This window comes from Labrys sedimenti, from assembly GCF_034424805.1.
GTDB lineage: Bacteria > Pseudomonadota > Alphaproteobacteria > Rhizobiales > Labraceae > Labrys > Labrys sedimenti.
Genome location: NZ_JAXOUF010000001.1, coordinates 1,224,624 through 1,243,910, shown reverse-complemented (window position 1 = coordinate 1,243,910; position 19,287 = coordinate 1,224,624). Strand labels below are relative to the sequence as shown.

Genomic DNA, 19,287 nt, shown 5'->3' with positions numbered 1-19,287 from the left:
GTGGCTGATGCTGTGCGTCAAGTCATTTCGACGATCGACCAATCGAGGTGCCGTGCTGCCACCGAGCCAGTGCGGTTCATAGCGGATCTCAGAGCGCGAATGCGCCAACATTTCGCTTCGTCGGCATCGCCACCGACGAAGCGGGGTGCCGTGTCACCCCGGATGGCAAGATCGAATTCGAAATGGGTTGGCGGGTGTGCAAAGCCCGTGCCGAGCGCCTTCAGGCACGCTTCCTTGCGCGTCCAGTTTTCGAAGAAGACGTTCTGCCGCGTGCCGGATGGCAGTGCCTCGAATTGTGTGTGCTCGTCAGGTGAAAATACCTGCAACGTGATGCTGTCCTCGATCGGGCGGATATGCTCGATGTCGATGCCGATTTCGAAGTCGTTCGCGACGGCAAGGGCTGCCGCGTCTTCGCTATGGCTTAGATTGAAGCAGATCCGCCATCCGGAAGGTTGGGTCGTGCAGAAGGGCTTGCCTTCTGTACCGTAGCCGAAACCAACCGCTTGTGGCGAAACCGCGAGATAATCGGCGAGAATTTGCCTAAGCCTTCCGCGCGCCGCCGCGAAGCGGCGGCGATGCCGTTCGAAGCGGAATTTATCAGCGCGACCGCGCTCCTCCCCCGACAAGACCTGCCAGTAGCGCTCGAAGTCGTCTTCGCCGGCGTCAAGGTCCCATTGCCAGACGTGAACCTCGTGAGGGGTGGGTGGTGTGAGCAGGCGAAACGGCATCGAAAGCTTGGATTCAACTGGTGTGGCGATTGACTGATTCCACTCGATCAGGATCGAGACCGTCGCGCAACCTCTCCCGGGCTGAGCGATGGCAGAGGCGTTTGGGTCGTCACTCCCACCTTCAGCGCTGTGTCTTACGGCTATCGGGGTAGAGGCGTGAGTCTCCGGGATGGATGGAGCCTACTCCTTTTGGTCCGTTTTTGCCTATCGGGTGGGGGGAGGGCATTCAATTTCCCGAATTGAGACCGTGATCTTCGAACTCTACAATAATCGCAGTGTTTCGTTGGATGGGTTCTTTGAGTCTGCATTGAGCCCCACCTGTTTTCTTGGTTGCCGCAAAGGTCATTTTGGCTTTTCGGTGTCAGGAAGGCGAAAGAGGTATACCACTCTAATAATTCCTTCGTAGAATGTAATGTGCCTTATAGTTTTTGAAATCTATGCGTGAAGATTTTTTCGTTTCACGGTAAATTCACGCATGTTTTCGAAACATAAGTTTATCTGGATATTGAAGTATTTTTCACGAATATCTGGAGCAAGAAAGGCAATAGCTGATCTGGGAATGTTCGGCGCAATTATGGGGCTGGTTTGCTGGGGAATGTGTGAAAACACACACGAAGCGTCCGAAAGCCGGGATATTCCGGTTCACACGCAATCGTAAGCCCGGCACCTCTGGCCGCCCCGACGGGCCGAAGGAAAGCAATGGATATCACATCGGTGCTGCAGGCGGCGGCCTGGTGGCACGGCCTGCGGCGGAACGATCCTCCGGGGCACTATACACGATTTTGCATGGGGGCTCCGTGAGTACGTTTCAAACCGACCTTTCCGTCCATCGATTGATCAGCGAGCAGGCTGCGCTTCGCTCCGACAGCCTTGCGGTGACCTGCGACGGCGTTTCGATCACCTTCGGGGAATTGAATGCGCGCGCCAACCAGCTCGCTCATCGCCTGCTCAAGATGGGCGTGAAGCCCAACACTCTGGTCGCCATCGGCCTCGAGCGATCGATCGACATGATCGTGGGCATGCTGGGCATCATGAAGTCGGGTGCTGCCTATCTGCCGCTCGATCCGAGCTATCCGCGCGAGCGCCTGGCCTTCACGCTGGAAGATGCCCGGCCGCTGGCATTCGTGACCACGGCCAGCAGCCGCGCGACGCTGCCGCCGAGCGATCTGCCGATGATTCTGCTGGACCAGGACGCCAATAGCCTCAGTGCCGAGCCGGTCACGAATCCTGACATCGCCATCGATCCCCAGTCGCTCATCTATGTCATCTATACGTCGGGCTCCACCGGCCGGCCGAAGGGATGCCGGCTGACGCACCACAATGTCGTCCGGCTGTTCCACGCGACCGACCACTGGTTCGGCTTCGGCCCGCAGGATGTGTGGACCTTCTTCCATTCGCACGCCTTCGACTTTTCCGTGTGGGAGATCTGGGGAGCGCTGGTCTATGGGGGCCGCGTGGTGGTGGTGCCTCATCGCGTCAGCCGCTCGCCCGAGGACTTCCTGGACCTGCTCATTCGCGAGCAGGTGACCGTTCTCAACCAGACGCCATCCGCTTTCCGCACTTTGATCGAGGTGGAGCGCCGCCGCCCGGAGGCTTCGGCCCTGGCCCTGCGCTACGTGATCCTCGGCGGCGAAGCCTTGGAGTTCCAGATGCTGCGGCCGTGGTTCAACCGCTATGGCGATGCCAAGCCACGCATCATCAATATGTACGGCATCACGGAAACCACTGTGTTCGTCACCTATCGTCCCGTGTCTGCAGCCGAGCTCGACAGCAACCGGGCAAGCCTGATTGGCGTGCCGATCCCCGATCTGACCATCCATGTCCTCGACGAGAACCGCAAGCCTGTCCCGGTGGGTGAGGAAGGCGAGATCTATGTCGGCGGGGAGGGTGTGTGCCTGGGCTATCTGAACCGTCCGGAGCTGACGGCGGAACGTTTCATCGACTGGCAGCCCTCGGAAGATCGGGCCGCCGAGAAGCTGTACAAGACCGGCGACCTCGTCCGGCGTACGGCGGATGGTGATCTCGAATATCTCGGGCGCAGCGATCACCAGGTGAAGATCCGCGGCTTCCGCATCGAGACGGGTGAAATCGAAAACCAGCTCATGCGCCATCCTGCCGTGACGGCTTGTGCCGTGATCGCTCGCACAGATGGCCCCGGCGAGGCGAAGCTGGTCGCCTATATCGTGCCTTCGACGACGCCGGCGGAAGCTGCCATCCTGAAGGCCCATCTGGCCCAGACCTTGCCGGACTACATGCTTCCCTTCGCCTTCGTCGATCTCAGCGAATTGCCGATGACCGAGAATGGCAAGCTCGACCGCAAAGCGCTGCCCAGCCCGACTTTCGCGGCCAGCCCGATCGTTCCGGAGGCGCGCGACGAGCTCGAACAGAAGATCGCGGTCATCTGGTCGCGTGTTCTGTCCGTGCCCGACGTCAGCACCAAGATCAATTTCTTCGACCAGGGCGGGAGTTCGCTGCAGATCCTGACCGTTCTCAACGAAATCCAGGAGAGCATTCATCCCGAGCTTCGCCTGAGCGATGTCTTCGAGCGTCCCACCATCACGGCTCTCGCCAATTTCATCCGCTCGAGTTCCGAGCCTGCCGCGAGCCCGGCCGCCAGGCCGGAGAATCTGCGCGCGCGCCAGCAGGCCGAGGCCCTCCAGCGCATGCGCCAGCGCCAGATGGGAGCGGCAAGGTGAGCTCCATCTCCGATCCTCCCCTCAACGCCATCGCGGTAATCGGCATGGCGGGCCGCTTTCCCGGTGCCCGCTCCGTCGGCGAGTTCTGGCAGAATCTACGCAATGGCGTGGAATCGATCACCCGTTTCGAGGACAGCGAACTCGAAGACACGTTCGGGCCAGACGTTCGGCGCGCGCCCAATTTCGTCCGGGCCCGGCCGATCCTGTCCGATGTCGAGTATTTCGACGCGGAGTTCTTCGGCATGTATCCGCGCGAGGCGGAACTGACCGACCCGCAGCACCGCATCTTTCTCGAATGCGCCTGGGAAGCGCTCGAGGACGGTGGCTACGATCCGGCGAGCTATCCCGGCAGCATCGGCGTCATCGCCGGCTGCAGCATGAACACCTATTTCCTCCACCACGTCGTCGGCAATCGCAACGTGTCGGAGGATTTCACCAACGCCTTCCAGGTCGCGCAATATCCGATGCTGCTCGGCGCCAGCCGCGAATTTCTGGCGACGCGGGTGTCCTACAAGTTCAACCTGAACGGACCGAGCTTCAGCCTGAACACGGCTTGCTCGACCTCGCTGATGGCGATCGCGCAGGCTTGCCAGCAATTGCTGCTGTTCCAGAGCGACATGGTCATTGCCGGCGGCGTTTCGATCACCTTCCCGCAGAAGCGCGGCTATCTGACCCAGGAAGGCGGCATGGTGTCGGAGGATGGGCATTGCCGTACCTTCGACGCCGACGCCAGGGGTACCGTCTTCGGGAGCGGTGCCGGCGCCGTGCTGTTGAAGCGGCTCGAGGATGCGCTTGCCGACGGCGATCATATCTACGCCGTGGTACGTGGCAGCGGCGTCAACAATGACGGTTCGGCCAAGGTCGGCTATACCGCGCCGAGCTCCGACGGCCAGGCTGCCGCCATCATGATGGCGCATGCCAATGCCGGCGTCGATCCCCGCTCGATCAGCTATGTCGAGTGCCATGGCACCGCAACGCCGCTCGGAGACCCGATCGAGATTGCCGGGCTGACCAAGGCCTTCCGCGCCACGGGCGACGAGGGCAGGCAGTATTGCGCGATTGGCTCGGTCAAGAGCAATATCGGCCATCTCGATGCGGCGGCTGGCGTGGTCGGCTTCATCAAGACGGCGCTCAGCCTCGAGAACCGCCAATTGCCGGCGACCCTGCACTTCAAGAAGCCCAATCCGCGTCTCGGCATCGAAAACAGCCCGTTCTTCGTCAATGCGGCGCTGAGCGACTGGCAGGAGGGGCCGGAGCCGCGCCGTGCGGGCGTCAGCGCCTTCGGGGTCGGCGGCACCAATGTGCATGTGGTGCTAGAAGAGGCGCCGATGCCGGCGCCGCGCCCGGCGAGTAAGGGCGTCGAGATTCTCACTTTGTCGGCCCGCAGCGAAGCAGCTCTGGGCAAGGCCCGCTCGGCCCTGGCCGGGCATCTGGCGGCCAACCCCGGGTTGGAACTCGCGGACGTTGCGCATACGCTGCAGCTCGGCCGCAAAGCCTTCGACTATCGCTGGTCGGCCGCTGCCAGCGATAGTCCGGCAGCGGTCGCTGCCTTGAACGACCCGGCGGCCCGCATCTTCAAAGCCGCCGGCGATCCCGGCGTGGTGTTCATGTTCCCCGGACAGGGGTCGCAATATCCCGACATGGGACGGGGCCTCTACGAAGCCGAGCCGGGCTTCCGGGTCGACATCGACCGTTGTGCGGCGATCCTGCGCCCTCATCTGGAACGCGATCTCAAGGAGCTGCTCTATCCGGCCAGGCGCGAAGCCGATGATCACAAGCGCCTGGCAGCCACCTGCTATGCCCAGCCTGCGATCTTCGCGGTCGAGTATGCTTTGGCACGGCTGTGGATCAGCCGCGGGATCGTGCCGCGCGCGATGATCGGGCACAGCGTTGGTGAATTCGTCGCGGCTTGCCTTGCCGGCGTCTTTACGCTCGAAGAGGTGCTGCCGCTCGTCGCCGCCCGTGGTCGCATGATGCAGGACCTTCCCTCGGGGGGCATGCTGGCGGTCAGGCTTGCCGAGGCGGAACTTGCGCCCATGCTCGGTGCCGATCTCGCCATCGCTGCGATCAACGGCCCCGCTTTATGCGTCGCGTCCGGGCCGGACGATGCCATCGATGCGCTGGAAGCGCGATTGAAGGCGCGCGCAGTCGTCAGCCGGCGGCTTCACACCTCGCACGCCTTCCACTCCCCCATGATGGATCCGATCATCGGGCCCTTCAGCGAGGAGGTGCGCAAGATCGGACTGAGGGCGCCTACCATTCCCTACGTCTCCGGCGTGACGGGCCAGTGGATCACGGCCGAGGCCGCCACGTCGCCCGACTATTGGGCCCGGCATTTCCGCGAGCCGGTACGCTTCGCCGACGGCCTGTCGCTCCTGCTCGGCGATACGGCGGCGGTCCTGCTCGAAGTCGGTGCCGGCAACACCTTGACCACGCTGTCGCTGCAGGGCGCGGCGAGGGGCAGGGTGGTGGTTTCCTGCCTGCCTGACGCTGCGCGTGAGCGGCCCGACCAGGACGTCATGGCCGAGGCCCTGGGCCGATTGTGGACCGCCGGCGTGGCCGTCGACTGGGCCTTGCAGTCGGCCGAGACGACGCGGCGCAGAGTGCCTCTGCCGACCTATCCCTTCGAGCGCACGCGCCACTGGATCGAGCCGCCCGCGCGCCAGACGGCTTCCGTGCCTGCGGCCAACCCGCCGGCCGCTCCACGATCCGAACCGGCGCTTACCGCCAGTACGCCGCCTGCTGAAACCCCCGCAATGCCGCTCCCCGAGCAAACCGTGATGTCCGACATGACCGCCCGCACCGATACCATCAAGGCCGCCATCATCTCGATCTTCGCCGACCTGTCCGGCGAGGATGTGGCCTCTGCCGAACCCGGCACGACCTTCCTGGAAATGGGCTTCGACTCCCTATTCCTGACCCAGGCTGCTCAGGAGCTCCTAAACAAGTTCGGCCTCAAGATCACTTTCCGTGCCCTCCTGGGGGATCTCGGCAGTATCGAGGCCCTGACGGAGCATGTTGCAGCGGCGTTGCCGCCCGAGAAATTCGCACCTGCACCGGCTGCATCGGCGCCAGTTGCGGTGGCGCCGGCCGCGGCACCGTCTCCCAGCGCTGTTTTGCCGATCGGCCAACCTGCGCCTCTCCTTTCGACAGCATTGCCGCTTGCCGGTACGGGAGCTGGCGTGGAGGGCTTGATGCGCGACCAGCTTCAGGTCATGGCGCATCTGATGCAGCAGCAGCTCGAGGTGCTGCGCGGTGGGGCAGTATTGCAGGCTCCTGCCGTCCAGGCCGTGATGGCGCCGCCCGCAGCTCCTTCTCCCGCGCCAGCGTTTCAGGCAGCGGACACCCCGCAGCCTGCCGCGGCGCCCCAGGCCGATGCGGCTCCGGTCAAGGAACTGCCTTCGCGCTTTGCCGTCTACAAGAACAGCCAGAAGTCGCAGGACCAGGGGCTCGATGCCCGCCAGCGCAGCCATATCGAGGCGCTCACCTCGCTCTGGAATGCCCGCAGCCCGGGTTCCAAGCAGCTGACGCAGGACTATCGCAACGTCCTGGCCGACCCACGCGCCGCCTCCGGCTTCAATCCGGATTGGAAGGAGATGGTCTATCCGGTGATCGCCGCCCGCTCGAAGGGCTCGCGGATCTGGGACGTCGACGGCAACGAATATATCGACCTGGTCAACGGCTATGGCCAGACGATGTTCGGCCATGCCCCCGATTTCGTGGTCGAGGCGGTCGACCGGCAGTTGCAGGAAGGCTTCGCCATCGGCCCACAATCCGCCAGGGCGGGCAAGGTTGCGGCTCTCTTCTGCGAGATGACCGGCAATGAGCGCGCCACCTTCTGCAATACCGGTTCGGAAGCCGTGATGGCCGCCATGCGGGTGGCGCGTACGGTCACCGGGCGCAAGCGCGTCGTCATGTTTGCCGGCGACTATCACGGCCAGTTCGACGAAGTGCTGGTCAGGGGGCAGGTCCGCCAGGGCGAACATCGCTCGCTGCCGGTGGCACCGGGTATCCCGCCGCAGTCGGTGGAGAACGTCACGGTACTGGAATATGGTTCGGACGAAGCGCTCGCCTGGATCCGCGAGCACGCGGATGAACTCGCCGCCGTGGTGGTCGAGCCGGTGCAGAGCCGCCGCCCAGACCTGCGCCCGGTCGAATTCCTCAAGCAGGTTCGCGCCGTCACCGAAGCGTCAGGCACCGCGCTGGTGTTCGACGAGGTGGTCACGGGCTTCCGCATGCACCCTGCGGGTATGCAGCACCTGTTCGACATCAAGGCCGATCTCGCCTGCTACGGCAAGGTGGTCGGCGGCGGGCTGCCGGTCGGCGTGCTGGCCGGCAAGGCAAGCTTCATGGATGCGCTCGACGGTGGCGATTGGCGCTACGGCGACGATTCGTACCCGGAGGTCGGAGTCACCTTCTTCGCCGGCACTTTCGTCCGCCATCCGCTGGTTCTGGCCGCGCTCGAGGCAGTGCTCGAGCATCTGAAATCCAGGGGACCGGCCTTGCAGGAGGAGGTTTCGGCCCGCATGGGACGCCTGGCCGAGCAGCTTTCAGCCTGCTTCGCCGAGTGCGGCCTGTCCCTGCCGGTCCCGAGCTATGGCAGCCTGTTCTACATCAATCCGAGCCATGACTATCGCTTTGGCAGCCTGCTCTACTATCATCTGCGTGCCCGCGGCATCTATGTGCATGAGGGTTTCCCCTGCTTCCTGACCACGGAGCATACGGACGAGGATGTCGCGCGGATCGTGCAGGCTTTCCGCGAGAGCATCGAGGCCATGCAGGCCGACGGCATGCTTCCCGGCGGTCCGCCGGTTGCGGGCGGTGACGGCAAGACCGGAGAGGCAGCCAAAACGGCCACGCCTACGGGCCCCATTGCACCGACCGCTTCCCAGACAGAGGTCTGGCTCTCGGCGCAGCTTGGCGACGAGGCCTCCTGTGGCTTCAACGAGTCCATCAGCCTGAGTTTCGAAGGGCCTCTCGACACGGAAGCCCTGCGCGCATCGCTCAACGATGTCATCGCGCGTCACGATGCGCTGCGCATCCATTTCGATGCGACCGGTACCCGCATGAGCTTTGCGCCCGAGCTCCGTCTGGAACTGCCCCTCGTGGATGTTTCCGGAGAGGCCTCGCCGCAACAGGCTCTGAAGGCGCGGATCGAACAGGACGCCAGGACAGCCTTCGACCTCGTCTGCGGCCCGCTGGTGCGTGGCCAACTGGTTCGGCTCTCGCCGGATCGGCACGTCCTCGTCTTCACCGCCCATCATATCGTCTGCGATGGCTGGTCGATCAATGTGCTGATCGGCGAACTCTCGGAGTTCTATCGCGCCCGGGTCGAGAACAGCCAGCCCGTGCTGGCCGAACCGCTCCCCTTCAGCAGCTACGCTCAGACCGTGAAGGAAGTGGCTGACGATGAAGCCTATTGGGTCTCGCAGTTTCGCACCGCGCCACCGCCCCTCGAACTGCCGAGCGATCGCGCTCGGCCGCCGATCAAGACCTTCAATGGCGGGTCGGTCCAGTTCGCCATCGAAAGGCCGCTCTATGAGGCGGTTCGCAAGGCCGGGGCCAAGCGCGGCAGTACCTTGTTTGCCACGCTGCTTGCCGCGTTCGAGATCCTGATGGGCCGCCTTGCCGGCCAGAATGAAGTGGTGGTCGGCATACCGGCTGCCGGCCAGTCGCTGGTCGAGGACGACAGGGCTCTGGTCGGACATTGCGTCAATCTGCTGCCGCTGCGTGCGAGCTGGCAGGATGGCACGAGCTTTGCCGATTTTCTGGCTGCCACCAAGCAGAGCGTGCTGGAGGCCTATGACCATCGCAGTTGCACGCTCGGCACCGTCCTGCGCAAGCTGACGCTCCCGCGCGACGCCAGCAGGCTGCCGCTCGCCGAAGTTCAGTTCAATCTGGAACGCCTGGGCGGAGATCTGGCTTTTCCGGGCCTGACGACCGAGGTCGTTCCCAACCCCAAGCGCTTCTCCACCTTCGATCTCTTCGCGAATGTGACGGAGTCGGCCAACGGCTTGCGCATCGATTGCGACTATAATGCCGATCTCTTCGACGAGGCGACGGTCCGCCGCTGGCTGGGGCATTACCGCACCTTGCTGCAAGCGATCGCCGACGACGTCACGACCCCGATCGAGCGTTTGCCGTTGCTGGCTGCTGGCGATGTGCCGGCCTCCCTGGCCGGCCCCTCCCTGCCTGCGCCATCCGATCCGAGCCTGCTCACCGTTCATGGGCTGATCGAAGCCCAGGCGGCGGCCAATCCGGAGGCCCTGGCTGCGCTTTTCGAGGACCAGCAACTCACCTATGGCGAACTCGACCGGCGAGCCGGCCAGCTCGCGGCGCATTTGCACGATCACGGCCTCGGCAGGGGCGCGCGTGTCGCTGTATTGGTCGACCGCTCGCTCGATATGCTTGTTTCCCTGCTGGCCGTGCTGAAGGCCGGCTGTGCCTATGTTCCGCTCGCCACCAATCATCCGGCAGCCCGGCTCAACGGCATCCTGGCCGAGGCCGAGGTTGCCGCCGTGGTGACCCAGGCAGGCTATGAAGACATTGCTTCGGTTGCCGCCGTGACGGTCCTGGTCGATCGCGATCGCGACGCGATTGCTGCACGCCAACCCTTGCCGGTGTCGGGCGCCAGGGCGACCGGCGAGGATCTTGCCTATGTCATCTTCACCTCCGGCTCGACGGGCAAGCCCAAAGGGGTCGAAGTGACGCACGCTTGCGTCGCCAATTTCCTGGCCTCGATGCGTCAGGTGCCAGGATTCACCGCCGAGGACCGGCTGCTGGCCGTTACCACGATCTCCTTCGACATCGCGGCGCTCGAGCTCTATCTGCCGCTGGCTTGCGGGGGCAGCGTGGTCATCGCGCCCCAAAGCGAGACGGCCGACGGCCAGGCCTTGCTCAAGCGTCTGGAAAGCTGCGGCGCCACCGTGATGCAGGCAACCCCGATCACCTGGGTGATCCTGCTGGAATCCGGCTTCAAGCCCTCGCTGAAGCTGAAGATGCTCTGCGGCGGCGAAGCAATGCCGCGCAGCCTGGCGGATCAATTGGTCCAGAATGGCGGCGAGCTTTGGAACATGTACGGCCCGACCGAGACCACGATCTGGTCCTCGGTCGCCCATATCCGTCCGGGCCCGGATCCGATCACGGTCGGCCATCCCATCGCCAACACGCAATTCCACGTGCTCGACAAGTTCGATCGCGTGCAGCCGCTCGGCGTGGTGGGCGAACTCCATATCGGTGGTGATGGCGTTGCCCGCGGCTATTTCCACCGCCCCGACCTGACTGCCGAAAAGTTCATTGCAGACGGTGTTTCAGGCACGCCTGGGGCGCGGCTCTATCGTACCGGCGACCTCGCCCGCCTCATGCCGGGTGGCCGCCTTCAACTCCTGGGGCGGAACGACCATCAGGTGAAGCTGCGGGGCTTTCGCATCGAGCTCGGCGAGATCGAGGCCGCGATCGGCAAGGCTGGTCTCGGCGTCAATGCGGTGATCCTGCGCGAAGACAATCCGGGGGATCCCAGGCTTGTGGCCTATTACGAGGCGCCAGCCTCCAGCGCACCCAGCATCGAGGCTCTTCGCAATGCCCTCGGCCGGGACCTGCCTGATTATATGATACCCAGCCAGTGGGTTCGCCTTGATGCCATGCCGCGTGGGTCGAGCGGCAAGCTCGACCGCCGTTCCTTGCCCAAGCCGAGCGAGGCATCCGCGAACGAGCTGTCGAGCACTTATGTCGCCCCCGGCAATCAAGCCGAAACGATCCTGGCGGACATTTGTGCCGAGGTCCTTGGACAAGGGAGAATCAGCGTGGCGGATGACCTGCTCATGCTTGGTGCGGATTCGATCCATATCTTCCAGATCGTGGCGCGGGCGAACCAGGCCGGACTGGCCCTGTCGGCCAAGACCCTGCTGCAGCAGCGCAATATCGCCAAGGCAGCAGCCACGCTCGCCGGGGTGTCGCCGGTCGCGGAGACTTCGGAGCTTCCGCAACTCGTTCGCGTAGCCAGGAGCAGCCGTCGTGTTGCCGCCAGCGCTCTGCAATCTCCGGAACGGTGACGCCGATGGCAGGTTCTGAAACAGGCAACGACATCGGTATCGGCCCCCAGGAGGCCGACACGGACCTCTATGCCTTTCCTTGTTCGCTGGCCCAGGCACGCTTCTGGATCCTGGACCAGATCACCCCGGAAGACCCGGCGCTGAATGTTGCCGTGCGTTGGCGCCTGCGTGGCCGGCTTGATGTCGCCGTGCTCCAGCAAGCGCTGAATGCGGTGATCGACCGTCACGAGATCCTGCGCACCAGCTATCGCGACGTCGATGGCGAGCCCGAGCAACTTGTTCATCCCGACGCATCGATCCAGCTTCCAGTCATCGACCTGACCTTGCTGCCGGAAGCGAGCCGTCACGAGGAAGGAGAGCGCATCAGCCAGATCGAGGCGCGCAAGCCTTTCGACCTTACGCGGGTGCCCAATCTTCGTGCGACCCTGCTGAAAGTCGGGGCCGAGGAGTACATCATCCTGGTTACCGTTCACCACATTGCCTGTGACGGCTGGTCGGTGGGGATCATCGCGCGTGACATGATGGAGTTCTACCAGGCCCGGCTGCGGCTGCGCGCGCCCAACCTGGCCGATCTTCCTTTGCAATATGCCGACTTCGCGGCGTGGCAGAGCGAATGGATGAAAGCGGACACGCTCAAAAGCGAGCGGGCTTATTGGACCTCGCAACTGGCCGGGTTCAAGCGCTTCGATCTACCTGCCGACAAGCCACGCGGGGGAGCAGGGGCTGCGCCCGCGCTCATTGTGGGGCGCCAGTTGCCCCGCACGCTGACCGATGCGATGTCGGCCCTGGCAACGGCGGAAGGCTGCACGTTCTTCATGGTCGGGGCAGCCGCGCTGATGTGTCTCCTGCATCGCCACAGCGGCTCCGAGGACATTACGGTCGGTACGCAGATCGCCGGGCGAGACCGGGTCGAGCTCAACAACATTGTCGGACCTTTCATCAATACCGTGCCCCTGCGCACCAGGATCTCCGGAAATTCGAGATTCCGGCAATTGCTGGCCCAGATGCATGACGTCATCGAGGGCGCGCTGCTCAACCAGCATATGCCGATCGAAGACATCATCGCCATTGCCAAACCGGCGCGCGAGCCCGGCCGCAATCCGCTGTTCTCCGTCAATCTGATCTGCCAGCGCTCGTTCATACCCACCGATGAGCGCCCGGAACTCAGCCTGATCGACATGCCGTCCGTTTCGCCGGGCGCGCTTTATGATCTGAATTTCTTCTTCGTCGAGCGCCCCGATGGCTGGCGCATGTCCTGCGAATACGACGCCTCGCTCTATAACAAGGAGACGGTGGAGGGATTTCTTGCCCAGTTGCAGGATCTGCTCGGCAGCCTCGTTGCCGACCTGGATCGGCCGGTGGGTGAGGGGGCCAGCCCCGCGCCCGTTCGCGCGGCTGCCCCGCAGTTGGCATCTGCGCATGCATCCGGGCTTCCCGATGGCCATGTGCGCGTGGAAGCCGAGCTTGCGGACATCTGGGTCAACATCCTCAAGGTGCCGATCCTGAATCTGAAGGACAATTTCTTCGCGCTTGGCGGGCATTCACTATCGGCGTTCCGCATGCTTTCGCGGGTCGAGAAGGTCTTCGGCAAACGCATTTCCTTTGACGAATTGCATAGCCATCCCACCATTGGCGAGTTGGCCAAACTTCTGGGCGGACCTGTTGTTACCGAGGCGAGGGGGGCCGTGGTCATGCAGCCGCATGGCGCGAGTACGCCCATCTTCGCTTTGCATGACACCTTCATTTACCAGGAGCTGGTCAACCATCTGGGAGAGGATCAGCCCTTCATTTCGGTTCCGTTGCCGGCTTTCGTCGAGGGAGGCGCGGAAACCAGCCGGGCGCAGATGGTGGAGCACTGCGTGCGCATCATCGAGGAAGTGCGCCCGCACGGCCCCTATATCCTGCTCGGCTTTTGCGCTGCGGCTCGGCTCAATGTCGCCGTCGCCCGCCGCTTGATCGAGAGGGGGCACGCAATCGAGCTGTTCGTGACGCTCGATGCCTGGGCGCCTGGCTATTCGAAGCGTCAGTCGCGGCTAAAGGGAATGCTGGGACGATATTCCTACCAGATCCAGTCGGGGCTCTATTATGCCCGTTGCCTCGTCGGCGGCGCAGAACAGCGCCGACACGCCTTGAGGCGCATTCGCCTCTTCCTGAAAGCGGTGTTCGGCCGGAAATCATTCGAGGATGGGCCGGATGACGACGCACGAATCGGCCATTGGGTGGTCGAGGCCGGCCGGGACGAAGGCGGTACGCCGCTTCCCATGCCGATCCTTGCCTTCCACAACGAGAACATGCCGCTCGGCTACTTCCTTGACAGAACCATGGGCTGGAATGCCCTGACATCGAGGGGCGTCACCATGGTTTCGGTGGCAGCGACCCATGAGGAGCTTATTCGCCGCACGGCATCGAGGACGATCGGCGACGTCATCAACGCAACACTCAAACAGCTCCCCGGCCGCTGAGGATCTCCATGCCAACCTCTCTCATCCGATCGCCGGTATGGTCGAGCAGAAGAAAGGGGCTCGTGGGAGTGCTTTGCCTCGGGGCTGCATTGCTCGCAGTCGGTCTCGGTGTCGCCAGCCTCGCTCGAGCCGGCGATCCCGAGGTTGCAGTTACGCTGGTGCCATTGTCGGGGTTGTGTGGCGACAAATCCGACGCTCTGCCGCGCGAGGTCGCTGCTCGCCTTGCTGTCAGAGCCTGGTATGCCAAGCAAACCGCTGGTGTTGGGGCTACGCCCCGATCGCCTGTCATATTCTTCAATGCCGGCTGGGGCGGCAGTGTCGAAGGTCATATGAACCAGATCGACGCGCTCGTTCACCGCGGCTATGTGGTGATCGGAGTCGATCAGATAGATCCCGAAGCCTACAGGCAGTTCGTCGACTTTTCGGGCGAGGAAGCGTTCGTGCGCACCCGGGCGGCCGTCAACCTCAAAGCCGGTGCGTTTGCCAGGGACAATAGCGTCGTCCTCGATATTTTGCGGGCAGCTGCCCCCTGTGCTGAAGACGGCGATGTCGCCTTCGTGCTGAGGAGGCTCGATTTCGAGCGGATCGGCATCATGGGGTATTCGTTTGGTGGTGCGGTCGCTGCGGAAACCAGCAGGCAGGACCCGCGTTTCAAGGCGGCAGTCAACCTCGATGGCTGGCTGTTCGGGGATGTTGGCAGGCTCGGCTTGAGTCGTCCTTTTCTCGAAATCAGCGACGATAGCCCGTTGCCGACGGCAGCCGATCTCAATTCAGGCGATACCGTGCTGCGTATGACGTCCAAATTGACCGACGAAGACTACACGCATGTTCTGGCCAATATGGAGCGATATGGCGGATATTTCCTCGTCATGGCGGGGAGCCGGCACCAGAGCTTCGTCGATGTCTCCCAACGATCGTTCCTGGCGCGGATTGCGTCCCTGTTGCCGAGCGCCAGAAACACGGTCGAGGCGGTGAATATCTATGCCGGCGCCTTTCTGGACCAGTATGTCGCCGGTGAAAAATCCGATCTCGGCAAGCTGATCGCTTCGCAGGATGATCGCGTCAAGATCGTATTCGCCAAGTCACCGGTGATGGAGGCGACGCAATGAGAGAGCGGCCAGCCGTATCGCGCCGGAGTCACGATCGATGCGCGGATGTGATTCGCAACTCGCATTCGAGGGTCACGAAATCGCCACGAAGCGACATGTTCCGGTTCGATGGCGCCTTCGCCGTCGACGGCAGGCGCGTCGATGTCGGAAATGAAGGATATGATTTTCCCCAAAGTCTGCGGTTGGTTGGGGCAATCAAACGAGCAAAGCCCGGAAGCTCCCACTGTGATTTCGAAAGGTTTTTCTTCTAACCTGTTGAAAGGAAAGAGTGTTTCTTGAGCGCATGCGAGACGGGTCAGTAGGTCGCTGCTGTTCGCATGCTTGGTGCTGTGCCTTCGACAAACAGGAATATCTTGTTGGCGGGAAGTGCAATTTTACCTGTTCGACAGGTAACACAATGCTTCCCTAACGGCATAAGGCGAGCTAATACGTCGACGCCGTACTTTGGACGGATTGGCCTCCTAAAAGTATCACGTCGGTGTCACGGAGCCTGGGGTCTAACGTAACGCATCATACAAAACTCCATGTGCTACTTGGCATTCTTACGGAGTTTACAAAGAGGCCGATACATAGTAGTAAGTAGCTTGAAAAACTATGCTTGACTGTTGCTGCGTCGATTGGCGGCATATGGGTATTTTAATCCAAGCATAGAACAAAAAATGCTCAGAATTGAGCATGCTGGTTGCCAGAATATTGACTGCCATGGTGCCGCTTTTTCAAGCATGCGCGTGGTATTTGTCGGATGACTTGTTTGGAGATTGAGACTGTGACTGATTATTCCGCGAGTAGCCAAGCTTTGATGCCATTTGCGGTAGGTTCAGTGCTGCCGTTGAAGTCATCTTCCTCTGTTGTTGAGCTTAGGAGGGAGGGACGTATGGAAGACAGCCTTCAAGATGACTCCGCTTCTGGCAAACTCGACCAGGATTTGCAAACCCGGATTGTCATCATTGATGAGAATGCTCTCTCGCGCAGCTGCTTGATGCGTTGTCTTGCTGCGAGTGAAGGAAATTTCTTTACGGAAGGGTATTCGCGTATCGCGGATTGGGAAGCGGCTGGTGTAGCTGTGACCATGCCGATCGTCCTTCTCTGCGCGACGGGACGGAAGGCCACTGACACGGCCATACGGCGCGATCTGGATCTTGTCATCCAGACGGCACCGGAAGCCCGGGTCATCCTCGTTTCCGATTATGAGGAACCGACGGAGATCGTGGCTGCCTTGGAACGGGGCGCGAAAGGCTACATCGCGATGAGTTCCAATCTCGATGTTGCGATTGCCGCCATTCGACTGGTGCGTGCCGGCGGTACTTTCGTTCCGGCGAGCGGTCTGCTGTCGTCGCGGTCTCAAGGCGCCCAGGCTAATGAGGAAGGCGAAACCAGCGGTCGTTCTCGCCAGACCGTCTTTACGCAGAGGCAGCTCGAGGTGATCGATCGCTTGCGCCAAGGCGAGTCGAACAAACTCATTGCCTACAAGCTCAATATGGGAGAGTGCACCGTCAAGGTGCACGTTCGTAACATCATGCGTAAGATCAAGGCGCGCAATCGCACCGAGATTGCCTTCTTGACCAATGAGTTGTTCTGAGACGCCGCGCCTATAGCATTTTGTAATTTGACGGAGTCGTCAAGAATCGCAAAGGCGCGTCAAACTAAAGAGTTAGAGCCGATTGGCGTTCAGTCGTGAACTCGCTTTGCTCTAGTCGCCGACGTCGATACACCGCCCCGATGCCGTAATGGCATCGGGGCGGATTCGTTTTGGCGGTCGGGTTGCCGGCCCTGATGGGAGGCGTGCGCTGTGCAGCAATTCGGATCGGGAATACTTGCGGGCAGCAGGGGGCGGCGCATTTCGGTGGCGGAGCAGTCCCGCATCGACCATCGACATGAAGGTTCGGCTTTCCGTGACTAAACAAGTCAGGCCGGCCAAGTTGTGCGGGCTGTGTTAGGCGGGCAGGGTCTCTGTTTTCATCCGTCGCGAAGCAGGCGGCGGTGCGCCGCCTTGCTTCTCCTGCAGCCAGGCTTCGAGATCGGCGGCTTTCAAGGGATGGCTCAGCAAATATCCCTGGGCGATCTCGCAGCCCAGTTCCCGCAGCATTTGCTGCTGCATTTCGGTTTCCACGCCTTCGGCGACGACCGCGATGTTGAGGCTCCGGCCAATGCTGTTGATTGCCGTCACCACGGCACGCGCGCTGGGGTCGGTTACCATTCCCTCGATGAAGCTGCGATCGATCTTCAACTCGGAGAAAGGGACATGCGTCAAGCGGCTCAAGCTTGAATAGCCGGTGCCGAAATCATCCATCGACAACCCGACACCGAGCGCCTGGATGGCAGCGATGGTTGCCAGGGTGGTCGGATGATCGTCCATCATCACGCCCTCGGTGATCTCAAGCATCAAGGTGTGCTTGGGAATATCGTATTGGCGCATCAGATGAGCCACCACGTCCGGCAGATTTCTGTTGCGGAAATGCAAGGGGGACAGATTCACGGAAATCGCCGGGATGTGGTGGCCGGCAGCGCGCCAGACAGCCATCTGGCGGCAGGCCTCGCTGAGAGCCCAGATCCCGATTTCATCGATCAGGCCGATCTGCTCGGCGATCATGATGAAACGGCTGGTGGAAATGTCGCCCAGGACGGGATGTGCCCAACGTATGAGAGCTTCGACACCGTGTAGAGTGCCGTCCGTGAGATTGATTTGGGGCTGATAGAGCAAGCGCAATTGCTCCTGCGAGACAGCTTCGCGCAAGGCAGCGCCCAGGATCACCCGCTCCTGCGCGCCGTCGACAACCTCGTGCTCGTACAGGAAAATGGCTTCGTGCCCGGCTGCCTTGCCCTTGCAGGCGGCGGAATCGGCTCGTTTCAGCAGTGTCTCGACATCGGTGCCGTTGTCGGGATAAAGGCTGATGCCGATGCTGATGGAGATCGGCAGCAGCAGATCCGCAATCGCAAAGGGTTTGGCGACAGCGTCAACGAGCTTCCTGGCGACCATTGTGGCGTAGGCGCTGTCCGCGTCGGGCAGGATAATCACGAAGACATCGCCGCCAAAGCGTCCGACAATATCGATGGGCCGAAGCTGGTTCTGCAGGCGGGTGGCGATCTGCCCGAGGATCTGGTCGGCCGTGGAATGGCCGAACGTATCGTTGATGTCCTTGAAGCGCTTGATGTCGAGGCGCAGCAGCGCCATCTTACCTTGCTTCTCGCTGGCTTCTGCGATCGTCTGGCTGGCCTTTTGATAGATCTGACGGCGATTGGGCAGGCCCGTCAGCATATCGAAATAGGCAAGGCGATTGATGTGCTCCTTGGCCTCATGTTGCTCGATCGCCAGGGCGCAGAGATGGACGCAGGCCGAGACGATCTCCTCGTGCAGATAGCTGGGCCCTCGCTTTTCTCGGAAGTAGAAGGCGAAAGTGCCGGCAACGCGGCCATCCCGCAGCTTGATCGGGACGGACCAGCAGGCAAGAAGGCCCAAGGGCAACGCCAGGCCCTTGTAAGGCGCCCAAAGCGGATTGGTTTCGATATCGTCGACGAGCACGGGTTCGCCGAAATAGGCCGCCGTCCCGCACGAGCCGACGCTGGGACCGATCGCGATCCCATCCAGAGCGTCTGAATAATATTGGGGCAGGCTCGGGGCAGCGAGGGGATGCAGCAGGCCGTTCTGATCCACCCTCAAAATGGTCGAGATGACGTCCCGCGTGATGAATTCGGCTTTCTTGCAGATGAATTCCGATACATTCTCCAGCGAAGCGCCGGAAACCAGCTCCTCCAACACCGTGTTCTGGAGTGTCTGGATCATGCGTGCAGGGGTATTGCTGTGAATGGTGACGATTGTCTCCGAGACGTTCTCGTCGATATCGCGAATATGATCGGTATAGATCAGAAGTGTGATTTCGTTGCCGAACTTGTCGTGACCGTTGATTTCCTCCAGGCCGCCACGCTTGGCATTGACGAGTCGTTCGAGGCTGAGACGAGTCGCCGAAGGGGTGGCCTTGCTGACGAGCACTGAAATCAGCGGGCGGCCGATCACGTCCTCGGATTGATATCCGAGCATCTTTTTGAAGCTGGGATTGATCCAGACGATTTCGCGCCTGGCATTGAGAACTGCCACTGCCTTGTCGCTCTCCTGAACAGAACGCCCGAGGAGATGAATGCCTCTGTCACGCGTAAGCGGCATGCTTCTTCCCAATGTACCCTTGTCGTGCCTGACAATCATTGGCGCACCTCGGTGCAGCAGACTACGAAATAGAGGTCGCCAA

The 19,287-nt window shown here is 61.9% G+C and carries 7 protein-coding genes; 5 read left to right on the top strand and 2 right to left on the bottom strand.

The window, feature by feature from the left end:
- Nucleotides 1–17: 17 nt before the first annotated feature.
- Nucleotides 18–728, bottom strand: coding sequence for a 4'-phosphopantetheinyl transferase family protein (locus tag U1R88_RS05925; RefSeq protein ID WP_322430391.1), 711 nt, complete (start codon nucleotides 726–728; stop codon nucleotides 18–20).
- 797 nt (nucleotides 729–1,525) lie between these two features.
- On the opposite strand from U1R88_RS05925, the gene U1R88_RS05920 reads away from it, so the two are divergent.
- The 5 genes from U1R88_RS05920 (at nucleotide 1,526) to U1R88_RS05900 (ending at nucleotide 16,625) form a co-directional block, all read left to right on the top strand.
- The gene (locus U1R88_RS05920) at nucleotides 1,526–3,424 is read left to right on the top strand and encodes an amino acid adenylation domain-containing protein (protein WP_322430390.1); all 1,899 of its coding nucleotides are present in this window, start codon (nucleotides 1,526–1,528) and stop codon (nucleotides 3,422–3,424) included.
- A complete protein-coding gene (locus U1R88_RS05915) occupies nucleotides 3,421–11,475 on the top strand; it encodes a non-ribosomal peptide synthetase/type I polyketide synthase (RefSeq protein ID WP_322430389.1) in 8,055 nt (2,684 codons plus the stop codon). Before U1R88_RS05920 ends, U1R88_RS05915 begins: the two co-directional genes overlap by 4 nt.
- A gap of 5 nt (nucleotides 11,476–11,480) precedes the next feature.
- Nucleotides 11,481–13,937, top strand: a complete 2,457-nt coding sequence (locus U1R88_RS05910) for a condensation domain-containing protein (protein ID WP_322430388.1) — start codon at nucleotides 11,481–11,483, stop codon at nucleotides 13,935–13,937.
- A gap of 8 nt (nucleotides 13,938–13,945) precedes the next feature.
- A complete protein-coding gene (locus U1R88_RS05905; protein WP_322430387.1) occupies nucleotides 13,946–15,046 on the top strand; it encodes an alpha/beta hydrolase in 1,101 nt (366 codons plus the stop codon).
- An 874-nt stretch (nucleotides 15,047–15,920) separates the two neighbouring features.
- Nucleotides 15,921–16,625: a response regulator transcription factor gene (locus U1R88_RS05900; protein WP_322430386.1), complete on the top strand. Its 705-nt coding sequence runs from the start codon at nucleotides 15,921–15,923 to the stop codon at nucleotides 16,623–16,625.
- A gap of 354 nt (nucleotides 16,626–16,979) precedes the next feature.
- Here the strand turns inward: U1R88_RS05900 and U1R88_RS05895 are convergent, their stop codons facing one another.
- Nucleotides 16,980–19,205 (bottom strand): EAL domain-containing protein, encoded by a 2,226-nt coding sequence (locus tag U1R88_RS05895; protein ID WP_322430385.1) that lies wholly within the window; start codon nucleotides 19,203–19,205, stop codon nucleotides 16,980–16,982.
- Nucleotides 19,206–19,287 lie beyond the last annotated feature (82 nt).

Excerpts from the sequence above, each read along its gene's own strand:
- U1R88_RS05925 (WP_322430391.1), bottom strand. The coding sequence starts at position 728 with ATGCCGTTTCGCCTGCTCACACCACCCACCCCTCACGAGGTTCACGTC.
- U1R88_RS05910 (WP_322430388.1), top strand. The coding sequence starts at position 11,481 with ATGGCAGGTTCTGAAACAGGCAACGACATCGGTATCGGCCCCCAGGAG.
- U1R88_RS05905 (WP_322430387.1), top strand. The coding sequence starts at position 13,946 with ATGCCAACCTCTCTCATCCGATCGCCGGTATGGTCGAGCAGAAGAAAG.
- U1R88_RS05900 (WP_322430386.1), top strand. The coding sequence starts at position 15,921 with ATGGAAGACAGCCTTCAAGATGACTCCGCTTCTGGCAAACTCGACCAG.
- U1R88_RS05895 (WP_322430385.1), bottom strand. The coding sequence starts at position 19,205 with ATGCCGCTTACGCGTGACAGAGGCATTCATCTCCTCGGGCGTTCTGTT.